This window comes from Prauserella alba (genome assembly GCF_024171735.1).
GTDB classification, from domain to species: domain Bacteria; phylum Actinomycetota; class Actinomycetes; order Mycobacteriales; family Pseudonocardiaceae; genus Prauserella; species Prauserella alba.
Genome location: NZ_JAMTCH010000004.1, coordinates 217026 through 239653 on the forward strand (window position 1 = coordinate 217026; position 22628 = coordinate 239653).

Annotated in this window: 23 protein-coding genes; 12 read left to right on the forward strand and 11 right to left on the reverse strand. The window is 69.2% G+C overall.

Going from position 1 to position 22628, the window contains the following annotated elements; all coding sequences use genetic code 11:
- The first annotated feature begins 152 nt into the window (after positions 1 to 152).
- Together LY12_RS09930 and LY12_RS09935 are read left to right on the forward strand one after the other, a co-directional pair.
- On the forward strand, positions 153 to 455 hold the full coding sequence (locus LY12_RS09930) for a UxaA family hydrolase (protein ID WP_253855324.1): 303 nt from the start codon (positions 153 to 155) through the stop codon (positions 453 to 455).
- Complete coding sequence (locus tag LY12_RS09935) at positions 434 to 1594, forward strand: UxaA family hydrolase (protein WP_253855326.1); 1161 nt, start codon at positions 434 to 436, stop codon at positions 1592 to 1594. The genes LY12_RS09930 and LY12_RS09935 overlap by 22 nt, the downstream gene beginning before the upstream one ends.
- Positions 1595 to 1675: 81 nt before the next feature.
- Here the strand turns inward: LY12_RS09935 and LY12_RS09940 are convergent, their stop codons facing one another.
- A complete protein-coding gene (locus LY12_RS09940; RefSeq protein WP_253855328.1) occupies positions 1676 to 2698 on the reverse strand; it encodes a YeiH family protein in 1023 nt (340 codons plus the stop codon).
- Positions 2699 to 2767: 69 nt separating this feature from the next.
- On the opposite strand from LY12_RS09940, the gene LY12_RS09945 reads away from it, so the two are divergent.
- The 4 genes from LY12_RS09945 to LY12_RS09960 all read left to right on the forward strand — a co-directional run bounded on the left by LY12_RS09945 (position 2768) and on the right by LY12_RS09960 (position 7681).
- On the forward strand, positions 2768 to 3721 hold the full coding sequence (locus tag LY12_RS09945; protein WP_253855330.1) for a LysR family transcriptional regulator: 954 nt from the start codon (positions 2768 to 2770) through the stop codon (positions 3719 to 3721).
- 108 nt (positions 3722 to 3829) lie between these two features.
- Positions 3830 to 5251, forward strand: coding sequence for an NAD-dependent succinate-semialdehyde dehydrogenase (locus LY12_RS09950; protein ID WP_253855332.1), 1422 nt, complete (start codon positions 3830 to 3832; stop codon positions 5249 to 5251).
- 40 nt (positions 5252 to 5291) lie between these two features.
- Positions 5292 to 6749, forward strand: a complete 1458-nt coding sequence (locus LY12_RS09955) for an MFS transporter (protein WP_253855334.1) — start codon at positions 5292 to 5294, stop codon at positions 6747 to 6749.
- A 68-nt stretch (positions 6750 to 6817) separates the two neighbouring features.
- Positions 6818 to 7681, forward strand: coding sequence for an NAD(P)-dependent oxidoreductase (locus LY12_RS09960; protein WP_253855336.1), 864 nt, complete (start codon positions 6818 to 6820; stop codon positions 7679 to 7681).
- Positions 7682 to 7697: 16 nt separating this feature from the next.
- Here LY12_RS09960 and LY12_RS09965 read toward each other — a convergent pair whose 3' ends face one another.
- The 4 genes from LY12_RS09965 to LY12_RS09980 all read right to left on the reverse strand — a co-directional run bounded on the left by LY12_RS09965 (position 7698) and on the right by LY12_RS09980 (position 12332).
- Positions 7698 to 8807, reverse strand: a complete 1110-nt coding sequence (locus tag LY12_RS09965; RefSeq protein ID WP_308292096.1) for an acetate/propionate family kinase — start codon at positions 8805 to 8807, stop codon at positions 7698 to 7700.
- On the reverse strand, positions 8804 to 11188 hold the full coding sequence (locus LY12_RS09970) for a phosphoketolase family protein (RefSeq protein WP_253855340.1): 2385 nt from the start codon (positions 11186 to 11188) through the stop codon (positions 8804 to 8806). Before LY12_RS09970 ends, LY12_RS09965 begins: the two co-directional genes overlap by 4 nt.
- A gap of 123 nt (positions 11189 to 11311) precedes the next feature.
- Positions 11312 to 11539 (reverse strand): hypothetical protein, encoded by a 228-nt coding sequence (locus LY12_RS09975; protein WP_253855342.1) that lies wholly within the window; start codon positions 11537 to 11539, stop codon positions 11312 to 11314.
- Positions 11540 to 11639: 100 nt separating this feature from the next.
- Positions 11640 to 12332, reverse strand: coding sequence for a GntR family transcriptional regulator (locus tag LY12_RS09980; protein ID WP_253855344.1), 693 nt, complete (start codon positions 12330 to 12332; stop codon positions 11640 to 11642).
- A 105-nt stretch (positions 12333 to 12437) separates the two neighbouring features.
- Here LY12_RS09980 and LY12_RS09985 point away from each other — a divergent pair, with 105 nt between their 5' ends.
- From LY12_RS09985 to LY12_RS10005, 5 genes are all read left to right on the forward strand, one after another.
- Entirely contained in the window at positions 12438 to 12578 is a 141-nt protein-coding gene (locus LY12_RS09985; RefSeq protein WP_253855345.1) for a hypothetical protein, read from the forward strand.
- Positions 12575 to 13801 carry a CoA transferase gene (locus LY12_RS09990; protein ID WP_253855346.1) on the forward strand — a complete coding sequence of 409 codons (1227 nt, stop codon included), beginning with the start codon at positions 12575 to 12577 and terminating at the stop codon, positions 13799 to 13801. The genes LY12_RS09985 and LY12_RS09990 overlap by 4 nt, the downstream gene beginning before the upstream one ends.
- Positions 13802 to 13842: 41 nt before the next feature.
- Positions 13843 to 14583 (forward strand): 3-oxoacyl-ACP reductase FabG, encoded by a 741-nt coding sequence (gene fabG / locus LY12_RS09995; protein WP_253855347.1) that lies wholly within the window; start codon positions 13843 to 13845, stop codon positions 14581 to 14583.
- Positions 14583 to 15812: an acetyl-CoA C-acetyltransferase gene (locus tag LY12_RS10000; protein ID WP_253855348.1), complete on the forward strand. Its 1230-nt coding sequence runs from the start codon at positions 14583 to 14585 to the stop codon at positions 15810 to 15812. Before fabG ends, LY12_RS10000 begins: the two co-directional genes overlap by 1 nt.
- Positions 15813 to 15936: 124 nt before the next feature.
- Positions 15937 to 17154 (forward strand): acyl-CoA dehydrogenase family protein, encoded by a 1218-nt coding sequence (locus LY12_RS10005; protein WP_253855349.1) that lies wholly within the window; start codon positions 15937 to 15939, stop codon positions 17152 to 17154.
- Positions 17155 to 17175: 21 nt separating this feature from the next.
- Here the strand turns inward: LY12_RS10005 and LY12_RS10010 are convergent, their stop codons facing one another.
- Complete coding sequence (locus tag LY12_RS10010) at positions 17176 to 17709, reverse strand: pyridoxamine 5'-phosphate oxidase family protein (RefSeq protein WP_253855350.1); 534 nt, start codon at positions 17707 to 17709, stop codon at positions 17176 to 17178.
- Positions 17710 to 17825: 116 nt separating this feature from the next.
- Between LY12_RS10010 and LY12_RS10015 the strand changes: the two genes are divergently transcribed.
- Positions 17826 to 18353: a winged helix-turn-helix transcriptional regulator gene (locus LY12_RS10015; RefSeq protein ID WP_253855351.1), complete on the forward strand. Its 528-nt coding sequence runs from the start codon at positions 17826 to 17828 to the stop codon at positions 18351 to 18353.
- A 54-nt stretch (positions 18354 to 18407) separates the two neighbouring features.
- Here the strand turns inward: LY12_RS10015 and LY12_RS10020 are convergent, their stop codons facing one another.
- The 5 genes from LY12_RS10020 to LY12_RS10040 all read right to left on the reverse strand — a co-directional run bounded on the left by LY12_RS10020 (position 18408) and on the right by LY12_RS10040 (position 22574).
- Positions 18408 to 19463 (reverse strand): zinc-dependent alcohol dehydrogenase family protein, encoded by a 1056-nt coding sequence (locus LY12_RS10020; protein WP_253855353.1) that lies wholly within the window; start codon positions 19461 to 19463, stop codon positions 18408 to 18410.
- A gap of 86 nt (positions 19464 to 19549) precedes the next feature.
- Complete coding sequence (gene rraA / locus LY12_RS10025) at positions 19550 to 20017, reverse strand: ribonuclease E activity regulator RraA (RefSeq protein ID WP_253857272.1); 468 nt, start codon at positions 20015 to 20017, stop codon at positions 19550 to 19552.
- A 96-nt stretch (positions 20018 to 20113) separates the two neighbouring features.
- Complete coding sequence (locus tag LY12_RS10030) at positions 20114 to 20323, reverse strand: hypothetical protein (RefSeq protein WP_253855355.1); 210 nt, start codon at positions 20321 to 20323, stop codon at positions 20114 to 20116.
- A 30-nt stretch (positions 20324 to 20353) separates the two neighbouring features.
- The gene (locus LY12_RS10035; RefSeq protein WP_253855357.1) at positions 20354 to 21472 is read right to left on the reverse strand and encodes a fatty acid desaturase family protein; all 1119 of its coding nucleotides are present in this window, start codon (positions 21470 to 21472) and stop codon (positions 20354 to 20356) included.
- 10 nt (positions 21473 to 21482) lie between these two features.
- Positions 21483 to 22574 carry a ferredoxin reductase gene (locus LY12_RS10040; RefSeq protein WP_372493518.1) on the reverse strand — a complete coding sequence of 364 codons (1092 nt, stop codon included), beginning with the start codon at positions 22572 to 22574 and terminating at the stop codon, positions 21483 to 21485.
- Positions 22575 to 22628 lie beyond the last annotated feature (54 nt).

Below are 22628 nucleotides of genomic sequence, written 5' to 3' on the forward strand. Positions count from 1 at the left end.
GACCTCTGTCCGACGAACGTAACGCACCGAACATCGGTTGCCAACAAGGCCGTCACCGCGTGCGGACCCTCGCCTCGCGTTGACAACACTTCTCCCCTGCTTCTAACGTCTGAAACCGGAAGAGGTAAGACCACTTACCGAAAGAGGAGAACATGTCTGCTCCCCGGCCAGACTTCCTGGCCCATCGCTCGGGTGACGCGGTCGGCGTCGCGGTCCGGGACCTCACCCCGGGACCCGTCACGGGCGGGTACCTCGACAGCGACGCCGTCGAAGAACTCCAACTCGCCCACGAGGTTCCGCTCGGCCACAAGGTCGCCATCCGCGACATCCGCGAGGGCGACGACGTCATCGAGTACGGAGTCCGGACCGCGATCGCATCGCAGGACATCGCACGTGGCGATTACGTCCACACGCACAACGTTAGGAGCGCACGGTGGCTCAGCAGCGTCGCCTGACCGGTTACCGACGACCGGACGGCTCGGTCGGAACCCGCAACCACGTCGCCATCCTGCCGGTGGACGACCTGTCCAACTCGGCCGCCGAGGGCATCGCGTCACTGGTCCCCGGCACCCTGGCACTCCCGCACGCTTTCGGGCGACTGCAGTTCGGCGACGACCTGGACCTCACGTTCCGGACCCTCATCGGCATCGGCGCCAATCCGAACGTCGCAGCCGTCATCGTGATCGGAATCGAGCCGAACTGGACGGACGTCGTCGCCGACGGCATCGCCAAAACCGGCAAGCCCGTACATCGCATCGCGATCGAGGGGCGGGGCGACCTCCGCGTGATCGAGAGCGCGTCCCGATACGCGAAGAAGTTCCTCCAGGACGCCAGCGAGGTCACCAGGGAACCGGTGGATCGATCCGACATCGTGCTGTCCATGAAGGACGGTGAGTCGGACACCACCACCGGCCTGGGTTCCTGTCGGGTCACGGCCCACCTCGTCGACCGGTGGGTCGATTCGGGCGGCACCATGATCTTCGGGGAGACCAGTGAGCTGACCGGCGGGGAGCACCTCATCGCCGAGCGCTGCGTCAGCGAGGAGGTCCGCAAGCGATTCCAGGGCTTCTACGACGACTACGTCGAGATGATCGAGCAGACCGGGGCGAACCTTCTCGGTTCCCAGCCGACGCAGGGCAACATCGCAGGCGGACTGTCGACGATCGAAGAGAAGGCCATGGGCAACATCGTGAAAACGGGTTCGGTGCCGATCATGGGCGCGCTCGCCCCCGCCGAAGCCCCGTCGGGCCCAGGCCTGCACTTCATGGACACGTCGTCGGCGGCGGCCGAGTGCGTCACGCTCATGGCGGCCGGGCGCGGCGTCGTCAACCTCTTCCCCACCGGGCAGGGCAACGTGATCGGCAACCCGGTCCAGCCCGTGGTGAAGATCAGCGCCAACCCGAAGACGACGTCGGCGATGTCCGATCACATCGACGTCGACTGCTCCGACGTGCTGACCCAGGAAGCCACCGTGGAACAGGCCGGGGACGCGCTGATCGATCTGGTCGAGCGGACCATCAACGGCCGGGTGACTGCATCCGAGGCACTCAACCACCGCGAGTTCACCCTCACCAAGCTGTACCGCAGCGCATAGGCGGTCGGCCACCGCACGCGGCGACGGGGCACACCTCGATCAAGGTGTGCCCCGTCCACATGTCCGGACCGGCCGGATCGGTCAGACCGCACCGGCCACTGCCAGTGCCGTGTACCCGGCGACAGCCACCAGGAGTGTGGAGAGCGCGCCGAGTGCCAGTCCCCGCCTGCCTGTCCGAAGCAGGGAACCCAGGTTCACGCCCGTACCGAGACCGAACAACGCCGCGGCGAACAGCAACGTACCGACCACATCGGACACCGAAAGCAGGATCGGCGGCACCGCGCCCGTGCTCCGGACCGCCATCATCACCAGGAACGCCACGACGAAGAGCGGAACGAGCGGCGGGCGCTTCCCGGTGGCCGAGGCCGCCGCCGTGCCGTTGCGGCGGCGGTTCGCAACGCTGACGCCCGCCACCATGGGGGCCAGCAGCACGACACGGGTGAGTTTCACGACCACGGCGACGGCAACCGCCGCCGCACCCGCGGGCGAGGCGGCGGCGACGACCTGCGCGACCTCGTGGATCGATACGCCCGCCCAGGCGCCGAGTTGCTCGGGCATCATGCCGAGCCACCGGCCCAGCAGCGGAACCGCGGCGATCGCCCCGCTGCCGTACAACGTCACCAGAGTCACACCGGTGGCGACGTCTTCCCTGTCGCTCTCGGTCACACTGTCCATCGCGGCGATGGCGGAGGCCCCGCAGATCGAGAATCCCGTTGCCACCAGCAGGCGCAGGCCCGGCGACACCCCCAGGAGGCGCCCCATGCCCAGCGTGCCGAAGAACGCCACCACCACTGTCACCGTGACGGCGGCGACCACTCCGGGCCCCAGTTCCAGCACTTCGCCGAGGCCGAGCTGCAGGCCCAGCAGCACGACTCCCACCCGCAGGAACCGCTTGGTCGCCCACGCCAGGCCCGGCCTCGCCCGCTCGGGAATCCAGCGGCCGACGGCCACCCCGAGGACGACCGCGACGGTCAGGGCGCTCAGCACCGGCCACAGCCGTGACAGTCCGAACGCCGCGGCGGTTCCCGCCGTCGCCACCGCGATACCGGGCAGTAGTGCATGCCGACGCGCGGATCGGTCCACGATCGACTCTTGTTTGGTCACCTCTTCATGGTCGTTCCGGGCCACGGACGGCGGTACCGTCGACTCGTTCGCACGTCATAACCTGTGGGAATGACCGAACTGCCGGACATCGAATCCTTGCAACTGCTCGTACTCGTGGGTGAGCACCGCAGCCTCACCACCGCCGCGGAGCACGTCGGCACCACCCAGCCCGCTGCGAGCAAGCGCATTTCCGCGTTGGAGCGCCGTTTCGGCGTCCGGTTGCTCGACAGGTCCCACACCGGATCGACGCTGACCTCGGACGGGCGACTCGTCTGCAGCTGGGCGGAGCGGGTGATCGAGGACGTCAACCTGCTCGTCGAAGGCGTCAACGCGCTGCGGAGAGAGCGCACCGCGCAGCTGTCGCTGGCGGCGAGTCTGACGGTCGCCGAGCACCTGCTGCCGACGTGGATCGGTGACCTGCGCCGGCAGGTTGCCGACCTTCACGTGGGCCTCCAGGTGCTCAACTCGACACGGGTGTGCGAGCTGGTCCGCAGCGGCGAGATCGATCTCGGATTCATCGAGTCCCCCCGCAGACTCCGCAGCCTGCGTTCGCAGATCGTGGCGCGGGACAGGCTGGTGCTGGTCGTCGCCCCTGGCCACCGCTGGGCGCGCAGGCGCAGGCCCGTCGGCGCGGCCGAACTCGCCACCACCCCGTTAATCAGCAGGGAAAGCGGCTCGGGTACACGTGACACGGTCGAGCAGGCGCTCCTGGCGACGGGCCTCACCCCCGTGGAACCACTGCTGGAGCTGGGCTCCACGACCGCGGTGCGCAGTTCGGTCGCCACCGGAGCGGGGCCCGCGCTTCTCAGTGAGCTCGTCGTCGCATCCGATCTCGCGGCGGGGAATCTACGGGAGGTGGCGACCACGGGGATCGACCTGCACCGGACACTGCGCGCGGTCTGGCACACGGGCGCCGCGCCGTCCGGTGCAGCAGCCGAGTTGCTGGCACTGGCTTCCCGCGCCGGTTCCTCACCCCGCACGGCATCCGCGCGGGACGCGAAGTCCGAACGCGACCGCAGCTGAGCCGGTGATTACCGCGGCCGGTGATCACCGCGGGGCTTGTCCCGCGTCCGCGCACCCGCTACCGTCCCCGCAGAGGTAAGACCTCTCGCCAACATGGAGGAGTCGTCGATGGGGAACGGAACCATGCTCGTGAACGGCGAATGGTTCGGCACGGATTCGGTGCGGGACGTACTGAATCCGGTCGACGACACCGTGATCGACACCGTCGCCTACGGAGGCAGCAAGGAGGCCGTTGCGGCGGCCGACGCTGCGGCCGATGCCTTCCCCCGCTGGGCAGCGACGCCACCACGACAGCGTGCCGACATTCTCCTGCGGGCCGCGGACCTACTCCGCGACCGTTCGGCAGAACTCGGTACGTTGTTGGCGAGAGAAGCGGGGAAACGACTTCCCGAGGGAATCGGTGAGATCGCCTTCTCCGCCGAGTACCTGCGCTGGTTCGCCGAGGAGACGCGACGGCCCTCCGGTGCGGTGTACACCCACGAGTCGTCGGATCGCCGGCACCTCAGCCTGCGCAGACCCGCGGGCGTCGTCGCGAGCCTGACCCCGTGGAACTTCCCGTGCTCCATCCAGGCTCGCAAGCTCGCGCCTGCTCTCGCAGCCGGCTGCACCGTGGTGGCGCGGGTATCGGAGAAGGCGCCGCTCGCGGCCACCGAACTCGTGCGGTGCCTCCACGACGCGGGTCTGCCACCCGGTGTGCTCAACCTGGTTCACGGCCCGGCAGCCGAGATCACCGATGCGTATCTGGACCATCCGGCGGTACGGGTCGTCAGCTTCACCGGGTCGACGGACGTGGGCAGACGCATCATGACCGCGGCCGCAGACCGGATCGTGCGGCCACTGCTCGAGCTCGGCGGCAACGCGCCCTTCGTCGTGTTCGACGACGCCGACATCGACGCCGCCGTCGAGGGAGCGATGCTCGCGAAGTTCCGCAACACCGGACAATCCTGCATCGCGGCGAACCGCTTCCTGGTGCACACGGCCGTCCATCAGGAGTTCACCACACGTCTGGCAGCGGCCGTGGATGCGATGTCGATCGGGGACGGACTCGCCGACCCCACCCCCGATCTCGGCCCGTGCATCGACCGTAATCGGGTGACCGAGGTCGACGAACTCGTCCAGGAGGCCGTTGCCGCCGGCGCCACGAAGCTGACCCGCGACGCCGAGGTACCGGGGCCGAACTTCGCCCGGCCCACCCTGCTGGCCGACGTTCCCGGCCACGTCGGACTGGCGACCGACGAGGTGTTCGGCCCGGTCGCGGGCGTGTTCTCGTTCGATACCGAGGAAGCGGCGCTGACCGCGGCGAACAGCACGGAACTGGGCCTGGCCGCCTACGTGTACACCCGCGACCAGGCACGCGCATGGCGCTGGTCGGAGCAGTTGGACAACGGCATCGTCGGGGTCAACAACCCGCTTCCCAGTGTCGCGTTCGCCCCGATGGGCGGCACCAAGCAATCCGGTCTCGGCCGCGAAGGCGCAGCCGCAGGCATTGAAGAGTTCGAAGAGACCAGGTACGTCGCAATCGGTCTCTGACCCGGTACGCACGAACGGCCATGGACAAGGACGTCTCATCATGCCGACCGAACACTCCGGACCGCCTCCTGTCATCTCATCGGCGGCGGACGTCAACGAGCTCATCAATTCCGGACGGGCGAAGGGAGGAAAGTCGACCGCGATCACCATCATCGCGCTCGGGGGCATCTTCATCGACGCCTACGACTTCTCGGCGATCGCCTTCGGCCTCAAGGACATCGCGGCCACGTTCGAGCTGAGCTCGATCCAAGAAGGCATCGTGTCGGCCTCCATCATGGTCGGTGCGCTCGTCGGCGCCCTGGTCGGCGGATACCTCGTCGACCGCATCGGGCGCTACAAGATGTTCATGGCCGACATGGTCTTCTTCGTCGTCGCAGCCTTGGCCTGCGCGGTCGCACCCACCTTCGAACTACTCACCGGGGCGCGATTCGTCCTCGGCATCGGGATAGGAATCGACTTCCCCGTCGCGCTGGCCTTCATCGCCGAGTTCAACGCACTTCGCGGACGCGGCGGAAAGGTGTCGCTGTGGCAGCCTATGTGGTACTTCGCCACCGGCTGCAGCTTCCTGGTGCTGGTGCCCTTCTACTTCCTCGTACCGGAATCGGGCCATACCGACCTCTGGCGCTGGGCCGTGGGATTCGGCGCTGTTCCTGCGCTCGCCGTGATGCTCATCCGGCACCGGTACATGAACGAATCACCTGCATGGGCCGCTCGGCAGGGCGATCTGCACCGGGCCGCCGAGATCCTCAAGTCGTCGTACGGACTCACCGTCACCGTCGACGACTCCGCACCCGAATCCGCCGCGACCACGCCTCCGTCATCCGGGCCGCGCGAGTTCGCACGCCTGTTCAGTCCGCGCTACCGGGCACGCACGATTCTGGCCGCATCGGTCAGCGCGCTGCAATCGGTGCAGTACTACGCGGTCGGATTCGCGTTGCCGGTGATCATCGCCGCCCTCCTGCATCAGGGCAGGCTCACATCCATCGTGGGCCCGTTGGTCTTCAACCTCGTCTTCGGCGTCCTCGGTGGCCTTCTCGGTGTGCGGCTGAGCAACAAGCTCGGTTCCTGGAAGCTCGCCGCAAGCGGGTTCGCCGTCTGCTTCGCGATGCTCATCGGCCTTGGCTGGGTCGGCAACGCCGAAGGAGCGATGCTGGTCGCCGTCGGGGCGATGCTCGGCGTGTTCGTGTTCTTCCACTCCTACGGTCCCGGCGCTCAGGGCATGACCATCGCGACCCTGAGCTACCCGACGTCCCTTCGCGGCGTCGGCAGTGGTTTCGGCCAGGCGATGCTGCGCATCGGATCCATGGTCTCGCTGTTCTTCTTCCCCATCCTCAGCGCCGACCTGGGTACCGGGGTGTTCTACGTCGTCGCAGTAGCCCCGCTGATCGGCCTCCTCGTCCTCCTGGCGATCCGATGGGAACCCACGAGCGTGGACGTCGACGCGGAGGAAGCGGCCGATCTCGCCGCGACCGCCGCCGCCCGGCATCCGGCTGTGTGAACATCCGGCGGTGTGACGGCACCAGGCACGTCCGACCCCACGTGGCACCACGAAGGAGAGATGCTCGAATGAGAATTGCGTTCATCGGCGCAGGAAACATGGGCGGAGCCGTCGCGCGGCGCCTTGCCACCGGCGGGTACGACGTCCGGGTCGCCGACCACTCACCGTCCGCAGTGGACCGCTGTACCGCGGTCGGTGCCGCTGCGGCCGGGAGCGCCGTGGAAGCAGCCAAGGGCGCCGACATCGTGTTCACCAGCCTCCCCACTCCGGAGATCGTCACCGAGGTGTGGCGCGAGGTGGCACCGCACCTGTCCGGAACCGCGATAGCAGTCGACGTGTCGACCATCGACCCCACCACGGCGGACGACCTGGAGACCACGCTCGCGGAACACGGCAACGCGTTCGTCCACTGCGCTCTGGGTAAGACCCCGGCCGCTGCGGAGCAAGGCGCCATCCCGCTGTTCACCGGCGGTTCCGGTGCTGCGATCACCACCCTCGCACCCGTTTTCGACCGCATGGGCGAGCGGACCTACGAGTTCGGTTCCCCGTCGGCCGCGGCCGTGTTCAAGCTCATCTCGAACATGATCGGGATGACGAACGTCGCCGTGCTGAGCGAGGGCCTCACACTCGCGGAGAAGGCCGGGATCGACCCGGAGCTGTTCGCCTCGGCGCTCGACGACACGGGCGCCTACTCGTTCCAATCCCAGGTCCGTCTCCCCTGGATGATCGCGGGCGACGACACGGCCCGGTTCAGCGCCGAACTCGCGGCGAAGGACCTCCGGCTCGCCGTCGATTCGGCCGGTAGGCTCGGGATTCCCACCCCGGTGTCCGCCCAGACGCTGGCCCAGCTGCTCAGTACCGTGGTCCACGGACACGGTGACCGGGACGTCGTGGCCATGCGCGCACTGCTGACACCACCCGGCCACCGCTGAGTCCCGCCCACACCCGTCACTCGGCGAGCGTGCGACGGGTGTGGGCGGCGATCTCGACGTCCTCCCGTGCAGCCACCACGAAGGTGCGCACCGGTGCTGCCGCCGTGCTGATGTCGGCGTCGCCCGCGCTCGCCTCGTTGCTCGCCACGTCCAGGGTCACGCCCAGGTACCGCAGGCCGGCCGCGGCCTCCACCCGCACCCGGGCACTGTGCTCGCCCACGCCACCGGTGAACGCCAGCACATCGATTCCGCCGAGACTGCCCGTCATCGCCGCGATCTCCCTCCGCAGCCGGTGGACGTACACGTCGAACGCCAGCCGGGACGCCTCGTCGCCGGATTCCATTCCGGACATGATCTCGCGCATGTCGCCGGACCCACCCGCCAGCCCCGCCAGGCCGGATTCGCGCTCCAGTGCGTGAGACAGGTCCTCGGCGGCCGTTCCCGCGTGCTGTTGCAGCCACAGCACCAGGCCGGGGTCGACACTTCCGGTGCGGGTCGCCATGACCAGCCCCGCCAGCGGCGTGAAGCCCATCGTCGTGTCGACCGACCGGCCACCGGCCACCGCGGCGAGCGAGGCACCCGCCCCGAGGTGACACGACACGATCCGCAACTCCCGCGCCGGCCTCCCGGCCAGCTGCGCCGCCCGCCGGGCCACGTACGCGTGCGACAGGCCGTGAAACCCGTACCGTCGCAACCCCCACCGCCGGTTCCATTCCGCGGGCAGCGCATACGTGGCGGCCGCATCCGGGATCGTCGTGTGGAACGCCGTGTCGAAGCACGCGACCGCCGGTGTGCCGGGCAGCACCTGCCGTACGGCGTCGATCCCGGCCACACCCCGCGGCTGGTGCAGCGGGGCGAGGTCGGCCAGCCCCTCGATCGCCTCGCGCACTCCGTCGTCGATCCGCACCGGTTCGCGGAACCGCCGTCCGCCGTGGACGATGCGGTGGCCCACGGCATCGACCGCCGGCAGACCTCGTACGAACCGCTCCAGCTCGGCCGTGCCGGCGCCGTCCCAGTCTTCGATCGTCACGTCGTCGACGACCTCGTCGGACGCGTCGAGCAGCCGCACCTTCAGACTCGACGATCCGGCGTTGACGACCAGGACGTGCACGGGTGATCCCGTCACGACTGCCACACCCAGTCCCGCACCTCGGGCAGGTCGTCCCCGTGCTCGCGGGTCCAGGCGTCGTGCCGGGTGCGCGCGTCGGCCATGTCCTGCCGCAGCCACGCCGTCGGAACCCCGAGGTCGGGCACCCGGTCCAGCACGTCGATGACCAGGCGGAACCGGTCCATGTCGTTGCGCACGAGCATGTCGAACGGCGTGGTCGTGGTGCCTTCCTCCTTGTAGCCGCGAACGTGGATGTTCCCGTGGTTGCGCCGGCGGTAGGTCAACCGGTGGATCAGCCACGGATAGCCGTGATACGCGAGCAGCACCGGCCGGTCCGTCGTGAACAGCGCGTCGAACTCGGCATCGGTCATGCCGTGCGGATGTTCACTCGCCGACTGCAACCGCATCAGATCGACGATGTTGACGACCCGCACCGCCAAGTCCGGCAGCCGCTCCCGCAGGATCGACGTCGCGGCCAGCACTTCCACCGTCGGCGCGTCCCCTGCACACGCCAGCACCACGTCGGGTTCCCTGCCGGCGTCGGAACTCGCCCACTCCCAGATGCCCGCACCGCGGGCGCAGTGCAGCACCGCCTCGTCGGCATCCAGCCACTCCGGTGTCCGGTTCTTCCCGGCTACCACGACGTTGACGTAGTCACGGCTGCGCAAACAGTGGTCGGCCACCGACAGCAGCGTGTTCGTGTCCGGCGGGAGATAGACCCGGATGATCTCGGCCTTCTTGTTCATCACGTGGTCGATGAACCCGGGATCCTGGTGCGAGAAACCGTTGTGATCCTGCCGCCACACGTGCGAGGTCAACAGGTAGTTCAGCGAGGCGATGGGCCTGCGCCAGTCGAGCCCGTGACTCGTCTTCAACCACTTCGCATGCTGGTTGAACATCGAGTCCACGATGTGAATGAACGCCTCGTAGCAGGACAGCAGCCCGTGCCTGCCGGTGAGCAGATATCCTTCGAGCAACCCTTGGCACACGTGCTCCGACAGCATCTCGATGACGCGCCCGTCCCTGGCCAGGTGCTCATCGGTGCCGCGAATCTCGCCGAGCCACTGTTTCCCGCTCGCGCCGTAGACCGCGTCGAGCCGGTTCGACTCGGTCTCGTCGGGACCGAACAGGCGGAAGTTGCGATGATCCTCGTTGGCCCGCAGCACATCCCGTAACCAGCGTCCCAGCACTCGGGTCGGCTCCGACATCGTCGACCCGGGCTTGGTGACCTCCGAGCCGTGCTCGCGGAAATCGGGAAGCCGCAACGGTTTCAGCAGTCTTCCGCCGTTGGCGTGCGGGTTCGCGCCCATGCGGCGCTCGCCCGCCGGGACCTGCGCCGCCAACTCGGGCCGGGGCGCACCGTGCTCGTCGAACAGTTCCTCCGGCCGGTAGGAACGCAGCCACGACTCCAGTTGCTGCCGATGATCGGCGTTCTCCCTGACGTCGGCCAGCGGGATCTGGTGCGAACGCCACGTGTCGGCCACCGGCTTTCCGTCCACTTCGGATGGACAGGTCCAGCCCTTCGGGGTGCGCAGCACGAGGACGGGCCACTGCGGACGGTCTGCGAGGCCCCGTTCGCGCGCGCTGCCCTGGATGACGCCGATGTCGTCCACGATGCGGTCGAGCGTGGCGGCCATCGCCCGGTGCATCGTGGCGGGCTCGTCACCTTCGACGTAGTACGGCAGGTATCCGTAACCACGCAACAGCGCGTCGAGCTCCTCCTGCGGAATGCGGGCGAGAACCGCCGGATTGGCGATCTTGTACCCGTTGAGGTGCAGGATCGGCAGCACGGCACCGTCGGTCGCCGGGTTGAGGAACTTGTTGATGTGCCAGCTGGTGGCCATCGGTCCCGTCTCCGCCTCACCGTCGCCGATCACACATGCCACCAGCAGGTCCGGATTGTCCAGCACGGCACCGTAGGCGTGCGCCAGCGAGTAGCCGAGCTCGCCACCCTCGTGGATCGAACCGGGTGTCTCCGCCGCCACATGGCTCGGCATCCCGCCGGGGAACGAGAACTCACGGAACAGTCGGCGCATGCCGTCCTCGTCCTGCCCGACAGCGGGATAGGCCTCACTGTAGGTGCCTTCGAGCCAGGTGTTCGCGAGCACGCCAGGACCGCCGTGACCGGGGCCCATCACGTACATGACGTTGCGCTCGCGCCGCCGGATCATTCGGTTCAGATGCGCGTAGACGAAGTTCAGACCGGGGGTGGTGCCCCAGTGCCCCAGCAACCGCGGCTTGATGTGCTCGACGCGCAGCGGCTCCCGCAACAGCGGGTTGTCCAGCAGATACAGCTGCCCGGCCGACAGATAGTTCGCCGCGCGCCAGTACGCATCGAGTGAGCGCAGCTCGTCGTCGTGGAGCAGATGGGCATCGGTCACGGTCGCCTGTCCGGCCATGTCGGGTCCCCTCGTGTCCGGGTCTGCCACGTCGCCGTGGACTACCCGGGCAGCACCTCGACCCAATCCCGTGACCGGTGGCGTGGCCCGATCGGCCGCCGTGACCGACCAGGCCCGCGGCGATCAGCCCTCGCCGTCCTCGCCTTCGCCGCCCTCATCGCCCTCGCCGCCGTCTTCACCCTCGCCGCCGTCCTCACCCTCGCCGCCGTCGCCCCCGCCGCCGTCGCCGTACTGGCCGCCGCCGTCTTCCTCCTGCTGATTGCCGTCGTCCTCGACCGGCTCGTCACAGGCGGCCACCGCACCGAGCGCACTCACCGCGGCCAACGCCGCGATCGTCTTCCTGATCCTCATGCCGGCCAGCGTACGGACATCACGGCCGCATCACACGACGGTGCGCCTCCCACCGGCGGCACGGCTCCCACCAGGTGCGGCCGCTTTCCGTACCGGTGCTTCACTCCGTGGTGCGGCGGTCGACGTGCCGGCTCAACAGCTCACCGGCGTGCCGGATGTGGTCCTGCATGGCCGTTCGCGCCGTCTCCGGGTCGCGTGCGTGCAGCGCGTCGAGGATCGGATAGTGGTCGTCGACGGATGCCTGCACCCAGCCGTCGATCGTCTCGTAGTAGCGCGACGGCGTGTGCTTGACCGCCTGGCCGAGGAACCAGGTCAGTTTCGGCGACCGGCCCGCCATCGCGAGCAGGTGGTGGAACCGGTGGTTGAGGTCCTCGATCTCGTCGAGCCTGCCCTCGGCGAGCGCGTCGGCGAGCCCCTGCTGCAGCTCGTCGAGCCGGCCGAGGTCGTCGTCGGACAGCCGCGGGGCCGCGCGCGCTGCGAGCTCGCCCTCCAGTTGCGCCTGCACCCAGAACAGGTCGCGGACGTCGTCCCCCGACAGCGGGGCGACCATGAACCCGCGCCGGGGTTCGAGCTGCAGCAGCCCCTCGGCACGCAGCGTCAACAGCCCCTCGCGGACCGGTGTGACGCTGATGCCGAGGTCGGCGGCGACCTGGTCGAGCCGCACGAACTCGGGGAACCGCAGTTGCCCCGACATGACGAGTTCGCGAACGTGCGCGGCGACCTGATCGGGAAGGGACCGCTTTCCCCTGGTGCGCTGCACCGTCTCCCCCTTCGACCTGTCCGCCTTCGTCATGACCCGCCTCACTCACGTTCGCCGAGCTTCCACCCTTCCGCAGATTATATATTTAGGCTATAAAAAATAGAAGGACGCCCGCCTGCACCGTTGGAGGTCGCGGACATGCCCGACGCGCTCATGACCGATGCGCACGTGCCGGTCGCACTCGCACTCGCCGCGGCCACGCCCGCCGCTCTCGTGCCGGCCACGGCCACACCTCGTGCACACGCCCGTCCGAGCGGCACCGCAGGACCGCGGGCATGACGGCGTCGGCATCTCCCGACCAGCCGCTCGCCGGACTCCGCGTCGTCGAATGCGCGAGCTTCGTGGCGGGACCGTCCGGGGGTATGGCACTCGCCCGGCTCGGCGCCGACGTACTGCGAGTCGACCCGCCGGGTGGCGGGGGCGACGTCAACCGCTGGCCCGTCGACGAGCACGGCACGAGCCTGTACTGGGCGAACCTCAACAAGGGCAAACGTTCACTCGCTCTCGACTTCCGCACCCCCGAGGGCCGCGAACTCCTCCTCGCGCTCGCGACCGAACCCGGGCCCGATTCCGGGATCTACCTCGACAACGTCGCGGGGCGTACCCGGTTGACCTCGGACGAGCTGTCCGGCCGCCGGGCGGACACGATCCACGTGCACGTCGAAGGAACGGCGGGCGGCAAGCCCGGCGTCGACTACACGGTCAACGCCGCCGTCGGCGTTCCGGACATCACCGGCCCTGCCGACCACCACGGACCGGTCAATCACGCACTGCCCGCCTGGGACTTCCTGTGCGGCCAGTACGCCGTGACGGCGATCCTCGCGGGACTGCACCGGCGCACCCGCACCGGCGCGGGATCGGTGTCGACGATCGCGCTGTCCGACGTCGCACTGGCGGCCATCGGTGACCTCGGCTGGCTCGCCGAGGCCCACCGGACGGGCCGCGGCCGCGAGCGGATCGGCAACCACACCTACGGCAGCTTCGGCGTCGACTTCCCCACGGCCGACGGCCGCCGGGTCATCGTCGTCGCACTCACGTCCGGCCAGTGGAGCGCACTCTGCAGAGCCACCGGCACCGCGGAGGTGTTCGCGGCGCTCGAACCGGCGCTCGGCGCCGACCTGTCCGACGAAGCCGATCGTTACCGGTTCCGGGAGACGATCGAGGCGATCCTGCGGCCGTGGTTCGCCGCGCGCCCCTACGCCGAGGTCGCCCGCCTGCTGGACGAGTCCCGCGTGCTGTGGGGCCCCTACCGGGACATGGCCGAGGCCACCCGCCTCGCGCTCGACGACGCCGCGTCCGTCGTGCACGAGATCGACCAGCCCGGCATCGGCCCGATGGCCGCCGCGGCCGGCCCCATCCGCACCGCAGGCGAATCCCGCCCGCCGCATCCCGCACCGGCGCTCGGCGCCGACACCGACGCGGTACTGAGCGATCGGCTCGGCCTCAGCCCTGCCGAGATCGGCAGGCTGCACGACACCGGGCTCGTCGCGGGCCCCGCGTGATCCGTACGCCACCATCCACAGAGAAGGGACACCCCCACCACATGGGTCTGCTCGACGGCAAGGTCGCCGTGATCACCGGCGCCGCACAGGGAATCGGCTTCGCCATCGCCGAACGGTTCGTCTCAGAGGGCGCGCACGTGGTCGTCGGAGACGTCGACGAGGCCGCCGCCACCGCCGCGGCCGAGAAACTCGGTGGCGCGGCCGTCGCGGTGGCCGTGCGCTGTGACGTCACGTCGACCTCCGACACCGACGCGCTCCTCGCCGCCGCCACCGAGCGGTTCGGCGCGCTCGACGTCCTGGTCAACAACGCGGGCATCACTCGCGACGCCACGATGCGGACGATGACCGAGGAGCAGTTCGACCAGGTCATCGACGTCCACCTGAAGGGCACGTGGAACGGCCTGCGGAAGGCGTCCGCGATCATGCGCGAGCAGCAGCGCGGCGCGATCGTCAACCTCTCGTCGCTGTCCGGCAAGGTCGGCATGGCAGGGCAGACCAATTACTCGGCCGCCAAGGCGGGCATCGTCGGCATGAGCAAGGCCGCAGCCAAAGAGATGGCACGCCACGGCGTCCGGGTGAACGCGATCCAGCCGGGACTGATCCGCTCGGCGATGACCGAGGCGATGCCCGAGCACGTGTGGGATCAGAAGCTGGCCGAGATCCCCATGCAGCGGGCCGGCGAGGTGTCCGAAGTGGCGAGTGTCGCGCTGTTCCTCGCCTCCGATCTGTCGTCCTACATGACCGGGACCGTTCTCGAGGTCACCGGCGGGAGGTTCATGTGATGAGCACCGGAATGCCGCGCGAGGCAGTCATCTGCGAGCCGGTTCGCACCCCGATCGGCCGGTTCGGCGGTGTTCTCCGCCCGCTGAGCGCCGCCGACCTCGGCGAGATCGCTCTGCGCGGGCTGCTGGAACGCAGCGGCGTCGCGCCGGACGCGATCGACGACGTCGTGCTCGGCCACTGCTATCCGACCAGCGAAGCACCGGCGATCGGCCGCATGGTCGCGCTCAACGCCGGACTGCCGATCACGACCGGCGGCATGCAGGTCGACCGCCGCTGCGGCTCCGGGCTGCAGGCGGTGCTGCAAGCCGCGATGCAGGTGCAGAGCGGTGCGAGCGAGGTCGTCGTCGCCGGTGGCGCCGAGAGCATGAGCAACGTGGCTTTCTACTCCACGGAGATGCGCTGGGGTGTCAAGGGTTCCGGGGTGATGCTGGAGGACGGGCTCGCACGGGGCCGCATCACCGCGGGCGGCCGGAACCACCCCGTGCCGGGCGGCATGCTGGAGACCGCCGAGAACCTGCGCCGCGAGTACTCGATCCCGCGCGAGGAACAGGACCGGCTGGCACTGACCTCCCACGAACGTGCCGTGGCGGCGCAGCGGTCCGGCGTGTTCGCCGAGGAGATCGTTCCGGTCACCGTGAGCACCCGAAAGACCGAGTCCGTTGTGGACACCGATGAGCACCCGCGCGCCGATGCGTCGCTCGATACGTTGAGCGGACTGAAACCCGTGCTCGGCAAGCAGGACGCGGACGCGACCGTCACGGCGGGCAATGCCAGCGGACAGAACGACGCGGCCGCGATGTGTATCGTCACCCACCCCGAGAAGGCAGCAGCGCTGGGCCTGCGTCCGTTGGTGCGGATCGTGTCCTGGGCCGTCGCCGGGGTGCCGCCGGAGACGATGGGCATCGGGCCGGTTCCCGCGTCGCAGCAGGCACTGGACCGTGCCGGGCTCGCGATGTCGGACATGGACCTCGTCGAACTCAACGAGGCGTTCGCCGCACAGGTGCTCGCGTGCACGCGTGAGTGGAACTTCGGCGACGGCGATTTCGACCGGCTCAACGTCCACGGCTCCGGTATCTCGCTCGGCCACCCGGTCGGCGCGACCGGTACGCGGATCCTCGCCACCCTGGCCCGCGAGCTGGACCGCCGCGACGCTCGCTACGGCCTGGAGACGATGTGCATCGGCGGTGGCCAGGGGCTGGCCGCGGTCGTCGAACGCGTCGCAGGCTGACACCCGGGCCGGCATCGCCACCGCCGGGTGACCCGCCGCCGGACGGCATCCCGACAGCACGAGCCCGACCACCGTCCGGCGGCGTCACGCGAATCCACACCTCTCGCTTGGAGGCCCCACCGTCATGGCCCGCTTGGCACAGACTGCCGGACTGTCCGATGTGCAGTCCGAGATCCTTGCCACCGTCAGGGAATTCGTCGACAAGGAGATCATTCCGCACGCACAGGAGCTCGAACACGGCGACACCTACCCCGCCGAGATCGTCGAGGGCATGAAGGCGATGGGGCTGTTCGGCATCACCATCCCCGAGGAGTACGGCGGGCTCGGCGAGTCGCTGCTGACGTACGCGCTCGTGGTCGAGGAGATAGCGCGCGGCTGGATGAGTGTGTCGGGCGTGATCAACACGCACTTCATCGTGGCGCACATGATCGCCCGGCACGGTACCGAGACGCAGAAGCGCCACTTCCTGCCTCGCATGGCGACCGGCGAGGTGCGGGGCGCGTTCTCGATGTCCGAACCCGGTCTCGGTTCCGACGTCGCCGCGATCAGCACCAAGGCCACTCGCGACGAGGGCTCCGCCGCAGGAGGCAGCGGCGACTACGTCGTCGACGGAACCAAGATGTGGCTCACCAACGGCGGCACGTCGACTCTCGTCGCACTGCTCGCCCGCACCGACGAGGGTGCAGACAGCCCGCACCGGAACCTGACGACGTTCCTCGTCGAGAAACCGGCTGGCTACGGCGAGGTGCTGCCGGGTCTCACGATCCCCGGAAAGATCGACAAAATGGGATACAAGGGTGTCGACACCACCGAGGCCGTGTTCGACGGTTTCCGCATCGGTGCCGACATGGTGCTCGGCGAGGCTCCCGGCGAGGGCTTCTCGTACATGATGGACGGCATCGAGGTGGGGCGCGTCAACGTGTCGGCCCGTGCGTGCGGCATCGCGATCCGCGCGTTCGAGTTGGCGATCGAGTACGCCCAGCAGCGCGAAACTTTCGGCAAGCCCATCGCGCAGCATCAGGCGATCTCGTTCAAACTCGCCGAGATGGCCACGAAGGTCGAAGCCGCCCATCTCATGATGGTCAACGCGGCACGGCTCAAGGACTCCGGCGCACGCAACGACGTCGAAGCAGGCATGGCCAAGCTCATCGCCAGCGAGTACTGCGCCGAGGTCACCCAGGAGGCGTTCCGGATCCACGGCGGCTACGGCTACTCCACCGAGTACGAGATCGAACGGCTCATGCGGGAGGCGCCGTTCCTGCTCATCGGAGAGGGCACCAGCGAGATCCAGAAGACGGTCATCAGCAAGGGCCTGCTCAAGGAGTACCGGCTGCGCGGCTGAACCGCCACGAGCCGGTACGCCTCACAAGAAGCGCCAGCGGGTCGGCAGGAACGTGCCCTCGAGCGGGAAGGCGAATGCCGTCTCCGGTTCGATCTCGAACACCGCGTACGGCGGCCCGCCGGATGTCGGCGCACCGAACGGCGCGTCGAGCAGGTCACCGGCGACGGTCGTCGGCCAGCCGTACACCGCTTCGAAGGCCTCCGATGCCCGCCGGAGTGTGTCCTGATCGGACACCCGCACGCCACGGCCTTCGACGATCACGTGCGCCGCGTCGACGTCTGTGGTAAGCACGCAGCGACTGTCCCCGGTGAGATTCCTGCTCTTGCGCGCCGTGTCCTTCGAGGACACGTACGCCCGGGAGCCCGACCACACTGCGAACAGCGGAGCCACGTGCGGCGCTCCGTCGGGACGCACGGTCGCGAGCCAGCAGAACGCGTCGGCGTTGAGGCGGCGTTCGGCCCCGTCCCAAGGCAGCGGCTCCAGCTCACTCTGTGCGTCGATCCCGGTCCCGCGGCCGACGGGTGGAATCGCCTCGACGACGGGATGTACCTGCATCGTTCCTCCTCGAATCAGGACATCACTGCAGTTTTGCAAGCAGTTGTAGACTAGAAGGAACCGATGCAGGAACACAACCGGTTGGAGAGTTGAAGCGGATGGCAGGGTCGAAGCGGATGACAGAGCCCGATCGGATGACCGCGTCCCCTCGTTCCCTGTGCCCCATCAACCTGTCATTGGAGGTTTTCGGGGACCGCTGGACGCTGCTGGTGCTCCGCGACATCGTCTTCGCCGGAAAGCGGCACTACCGTGAGCTACTCACCTGCGACGAAGGCATCTCCACCAACATCCTGGCCGACAGGCTCAAGATGCTGGTCCACCGCGGACTTCTCACCAGGAGCGACGATCCCGCTCACAAGCAGAAGGCGCTCTACAACCTGACCGAACGGGCCATCGCCCTGGTTCCCGTACTCGTCCAAGTCGGGGTGTGGGGCCGGAGGCAGCTCGGAGCCGACGACGAGCTGAGCCGCTACGCCGAAGCCCTCGAAGACGGCGGTCCCCCACTGTGGGAGAGCTTCATGGACGACCTCCGCGAGGAACACCTGGGCGCGGCGGCACGCCATCAGCCTCCCGGCCACGGCCCGTCGTTCGAACTCGCCGTCGAGCGAGCACGTACCGGCGGCCGGCCCACGGACGAAGCGTGAGCGGATCGCGGCTCGACCGCTGCGCGGCTGAGAACGGTTGCCGCGGACGGTGACTCAGCCGGGCAGTTCGACCACGGTCATGCCCGTGCCGGTCGCTGCGGCCGGCTCGTCCATCGCCGCCAGCGCAGCCGGTGCCTGCGCCAGGCCGATGGTCTCCCCGATGAGTTCCTCTGGCCGTAGCCTGCCGTCGGCGAGCATGCTCAGCAGCTGCGGGTAGTCGCGCGCGGGCATCCCGTGGGAGCCGTACACCGCGAGTTCCTGCGCGGTGACGACGTCCATGGGGATCGGCGGGGTGGCCGCCTCACCGAACAGCAGGCCGACCTGGACGTGCCGGCCCCGGCGCCGCAGGCCGCGCACCGACGAGGCGCACGTGCCGGCCGAGCCGAAGGCGTCCAGCGACACGTGTGCGCCGCCACCGGTGAGTTCCCGGACGGCCGCCGCCGTCTCGGACGCACCCGACCCCGCCGAGTTCACCACGGCCTGCGCACCCAGGCGACGAGCGGCGTCGAGGGCTGCTTCGGCCACGTCGACCGCCACGACCCGCGCGCCCAGTGCCACGCCGATCTGCACCGCCGACAGCCCCACGCCGCCACAGCCGTGCACCGCGAGCCACTCCCCCGGTCCGACCCCACCGTGGACCGTGACGGCGCGGAACGCCGTCGCGAACCGGCAGCCGAGCGAGGCGGCAGCCGTGAACCCCACGGAGTCGGGCAGTGCCACGAGGTTGAGATCCGCGGCGTGCAGCGCCACGCGTTCGGCGTACGACCCGGGCCCGGTGAACCCCGGCTGCGTCTGATGCGGGCACACCTGGGCCTCACCCACGGCACAGTATTCGCACCGCCCGCACCCGCACACGAACGGCACCGTCACCCGAGCACCGGGATTCCACCGCGTGACGTCGGGGCCGGTCTCGGTGATCACGCCCGCCAGCTCGTGTCCCGGGATCTGCGGCAGTGGCACCTGCTCGTGGCCCTTCCAGGCGTGCCAGTCCGACCGGCACACGCCGGTCGCGCGGACGGCGACCACGACGCCGTCGGACGGGCACTCCGGCTCCGGAGCGTCGGTGAGCACGGGCGGTTCGCCGTAACCGGCGTAGACGACGGCCTGCATGCCGTCAGTCTGACCCGCCCGCGGCGGCCCACGGCGCCCGGCCCCGCGACGAGCCGACGAGCCGTGGGCGCAGCGTCGGCGCCCGATCAGGACCGGGGCAGCAGCACCACACCGTCGTCGTCGGCGTACAGCGTGTCACCGGGGTGGAAGGTGACACCGCCGAACCCGACCGGGATGTCGACCTCGCCGACACCGTCCTTGCTGCTCTTACGCGGGTTGGTGCCGAGCGCCTTCACGCCCAGCGGCAGTCCGGCCAGCACGGCCGAGTCCCGCACCGCGCCGTTGACGACGAGGCCGGCCCAACCGTTGCGCACGGCTGCGCCCGCGATCAGGTCACCGGTCAGCGCCGTGTGCAGCGAGCCCCGGCCGTCCACGACGAGGACGCACCCCTCGCCTTCCGAGTTGAGCAACTGTTTGACCAGGCCGTTGTCCTGGTAGCAGGACACCGTTCGCACCCTGCCGGAGAACTCCCGGTGCGAGCCGAACTGCCGGAACTGGACATCGCACACGCGCAGCGCCTCGCCATGCTGGTCGACGAGGTCGGCCGTACTCATCACGTCAGTCACGCCGGCCATCATGACCACCGGCTGCGCACCCGGTCCGCCCGGGGAGGCGCACGCCACACCCGTGCGCGCCGGCCACGTCCGGGGTCAGCGGCCGCCGGCCTCCCGCTCGTCGTCGGCCACGGCCCTGTCCGACGCCTCCCGCATCTCGATCAGCTCGGTCACCCAGTCGCCCGTCTCGCGCGCGACGTCGCGCACCGCGCCCGTGATGATTCCGGCGATGTTGCCGACATGCGACGCCGCCTGCTCGGTGAGCACCTGCACCGTGTCCTTACCCGCTTCGAATCGGCCGACCATGTCACCGCTCCCTCGTCGTGTCTGCGGACCTCACGCCGCAGCAGGTGTCCGGTCGCGCTCGACTGTAACCGGTTCCGGCTCGCGGTCCCCGCTTCCGGGAAGCGCGAACTTGACGATCTTCTTCGCCACCGACCACAACTGCTTGTGCAGCGGCCCGGTGTGGTACGGCAGTCCGTACTTCTCGCAGATCGCCCGGACCTCGCCCGCGATCTGCGGGTACCGCCGCGCCGGGATGTCCGGGAACAGGTGGTGCTCGATCTGGTGCGAGAGGTTGCCGGAGAGGATGTGGAACAGCGGGCCGCCGGTGATGTTGGCCGAGCCGAGGATCTGCCGCAGGTACCACTGTCCGCGGGTCTCCTGCTCGGTCTCCTCCTCGGAGAAGCTCTCGACATCGGCCGGGAAGTGGCCACAGAAGATGATTCCGAACGCCCACAGGTTCCGCGCCAGATTGGCCGCGGCGTTGCCCGCGAACGTGAGCGGCGCGAGCGGCCCGGTGAGCAGCGGGAACAGCACGTAGTCCTTGCCGATCTGCCTGCCCATCTTCCGGCCGATGCGGCGACGCTCCTCGCCGAACTCCGACCACTTGCGCTCGCCCTTGACGACCCGGTCGACCTCGAGGTCGTGCAGCATGACGCCCCACTGGAAGAAGATCGCCAGCAGCGTCGCGTACACCGGGTTGCCGAGGTAGTACGGGTGCCACTGCTGCGCCGGGTCGATACGCAGAATGCCGTAGCCGACGTCGCGGTCCTTGTCGACGATGTTGGTGTAGGTGTGGTGGATGTAGTTGTGGGAGTGCCGCCAGTTCTCGGCGGGCGCCACGTTGTCCCATTCGAACCGCTGCGAACTCAGCGCCGGGTCCCGCGTCCAGTCGTACTGGCCGTGCATGACGTTGTGGCCGATCTCCATGTTGTCGAGGATCTTCGCCAGCGACAGCGCACCCACTCCCGCGAGCCACGCCGGCGGGAAGAACCCGGCGTACATCAACGCGCGGCCGGTGACCTCGAGCCCGCGCTGGGTCTTGATGACGTTCTGGATGTACTCGACGTCGTCGGCGCCGAGGTCGGCGACGACCCGCCTGCGCAGCTCGTCCATCTCGCGGCCGAACTCCTCGACCTGTTCCGGCGTGAGCCGGTCCTGCAAGCCCGTCATGAGGTGGCTCCTAACAGTCGATCTCGACGTCACCGACCGCGGCAGTGACGCACAGCTGGATTTCTTCGTCGTCCTCGGCGGACTCCTCACCGGATGCGGTACGCACGACGCCGGAGACCTTGCGCTGGGTGCAGGAGAAGCAGATGCCCATGCGGCAGCCGTGTTCCGGGGACAGGCCCGCATCCTCCGCCTGCTCCAGCAGCGGCCGGCCGTCGCTCACGACGTCCACCCCGCTGCGCGCGAACCGGATCCGGCCGCCGGTCTCGGCCGCACCGACCGTGAGCACCGGCGGCACGAACTCCTCGGTGTGCAGCCGTTCACTGATCCCCGCATCGGCGTACAGGGCACGCACGGCCTCCATCAGCGGTGGCGGGCCGCAGAGGAACGTGGTGGCACGGGCGAACCACGGCGCGACGCGGCGGAGGTGTTCGGCGGTGAAACGGCCGTCGGACGCCGTGTGCCGCACGTGGATGCGCACGCCCCGCCGGGCCGCGAGCGCGTCGAGCTCCTCGGCGTAGGGCACGTCTGCAGGCGTCCGCGCGTAGTACAGCAGGGACACCTCGCCCGGGTACCGTTCGTCGACCAGCGTCCGCAGCATCGACAGCACCGGTGTGATGCCGCTTCCGCCCGCGATGAGCACGATCGAGTCGGGTCGCGGCTCGGGCAGCGCGAACGTGCCGTCCGCAGGTGAGAGGCCGAGCACCATGCCCACGTGGCCGTGTTCGTGCAGCTGCCGGGACACCAGCCCGCCCTCGTGGGCCTTGACGGTGAACTCCAGCTCACCATCGCGGTGCGCGCTGCCGGCCGGCGAGTAGCAGCGCGTGCGCCGCACCCCGTCGATGTCGACGGTGACACGGACGAACTGACCCGCCGCGAAGCCCCGCCACGCCCTGCTCGGCCGGACCGTCAACGTGACCGAGTCCCGGGTCGGCCTGCGCAGGGCCACGACCTCGCCGCGGATCTCCCTGCGGACCAGCATCGGGTCGACCAACTCCAGATAGCGGTCGACCCCGTGCGGCGTCAGCAGCTTCTCCGCCAGTGACGCGAGCGAGGCGGGCAGCGATCCCGGCCGGGTCGCCGCTCGCCGCACGGCTGTGCGCATCGCCATTCCGCGCCTCCATTTTCAGTGAACGACTGTACACTCAATCTTGTAGGC

Bases quoted from the DNA above. Each gene is read 5' to 3' on its own strand.
- LY12_RS09980 (WP_253855344.1), bottom strand. From the start codon at position 12,332: ATGACGAAGGCGGACAGGTCGAAGGGGGAGACGGTGCAGCGCACCAGG.
- fabG (WP_253855347.1), top strand. From the start codon at position 13,843: ATGGGTCTGCTCGACGGCAAGGTCGCCGTGATCACCGGCGCCGCACAG.
- LY12_RS10015 (WP_253855351.1), top strand. From the start codon at position 17,826: ATGACAGAGCCCGATCGGATGACCGCGTCCCCTCGTTCCCTGTGCCCC.
- LY12_RS09950 (WP_253855332.1), top strand. From the start codon at position 3,830: ATGGGGAACGGAACCATGCTCGTGAACGGCGAATGGTTCGGCACGGAT.
- LY12_RS10000 (WP_253855348.1), top strand. From the start codon at position 14,583: ATGAGCACCGGAATGCCGCGCGAGGCAGTCATCTGCGAGCCGGTTCGC.
- rraA (WP_253857272.1), bottom strand. From the start codon at position 20,017: ATGAGTACGGCCGACCTCGTCGACCAGCATGGCGAGGCGCTGCGCGTG.
- LY12_RS09945 (WP_253855330.1), top strand. From the start codon at position 2,768: ATGACCGAACTGCCGGACATCGAATCCTTGCAACTGCTCGTACTCGTG.
- LY12_RS10005 (WP_253855349.1), top strand. From the start codon at position 15,937: ATGGCCCGCTTGGCACAGACTGCCGGACTGTCCGATGTGCAGTCCGAG.
- LY12_RS09975 (WP_253855342.1), bottom strand. From the start codon at position 11,539: ATGAGGATCAGGAAGACGATCGCGGCGTTGGCCGCGGTGAGTGCGCTC.
- LY12_RS10020 (WP_253855353.1), bottom strand. From the start codon at position 19,463: ATGCAGGCCGTCGTCTACGCCGGTTACGGCGAACCGCCCGTGCTCACC.
- LY12_RS10030 (WP_253855355.1), bottom strand. From the start codon at position 20,323: ATGGTCGGCCGATTCGAAGCGGGTAAGGACACGGTGCAGGTGCTCACC.
- LY12_RS09990 (WP_253855346.1), top strand. From the start codon at position 12,575: ATGACGGCGTCGGCATCTCCCGACCAGCCGCTCGCCGGACTCCGCGTC.
- LY12_RS10035 (WP_253855357.1), bottom strand. From the start codon at position 21,472: ATGACGGGCTTGCAGGACCGGCTCACGCCGGAACAGGTCGAGGAGTTC.
- LY12_RS10010 (WP_253855350.1), bottom strand. From the start codon at position 17,709: ATGCAGGTACATCCCGTCGTCGAGGCGATTCCACCCGTCGGCCGCGGG.
- LY12_RS09970 (WP_253855340.1), bottom strand. From the start codon at position 11,188: ATGGCCGGACAGGCGACCGTGACCGATGCCCATCTGCTCCACGACGAC.
- LY12_RS09955 (WP_253855334.1), top strand. From the start codon at position 5,292: ATGCCGACCGAACACTCCGGACCGCCTCCTGTCATCTCATCGGCGGCG.
- LY12_RS09985 (WP_253855345.1), top strand. From the start codon at position 12,438: ATGCCCGACGCGCTCATGACCGATGCGCACGTGCCGGTCGCACTCGCA.
- LY12_RS10040 (WP_372493518.1), bottom strand. From the start codon at position 22,574: ATGCGCACAGCCGTGCGGCGAGCGGCGACCCGGCCGGGATCGCTGCCC.
- LY12_RS09960 (WP_253855336.1), top strand. From the start codon at position 6,818: ATGAGAATTGCGTTCATCGGCGCAGGAAACATGGGCGGAGCCGTCGCG.
- LY12_RS09930 (WP_253855324.1), top strand. From the start codon at position 153: ATGTCTGCTCCCCGGCCAGACTTCCTGGCCCATCGCTCGGGTGACGCG.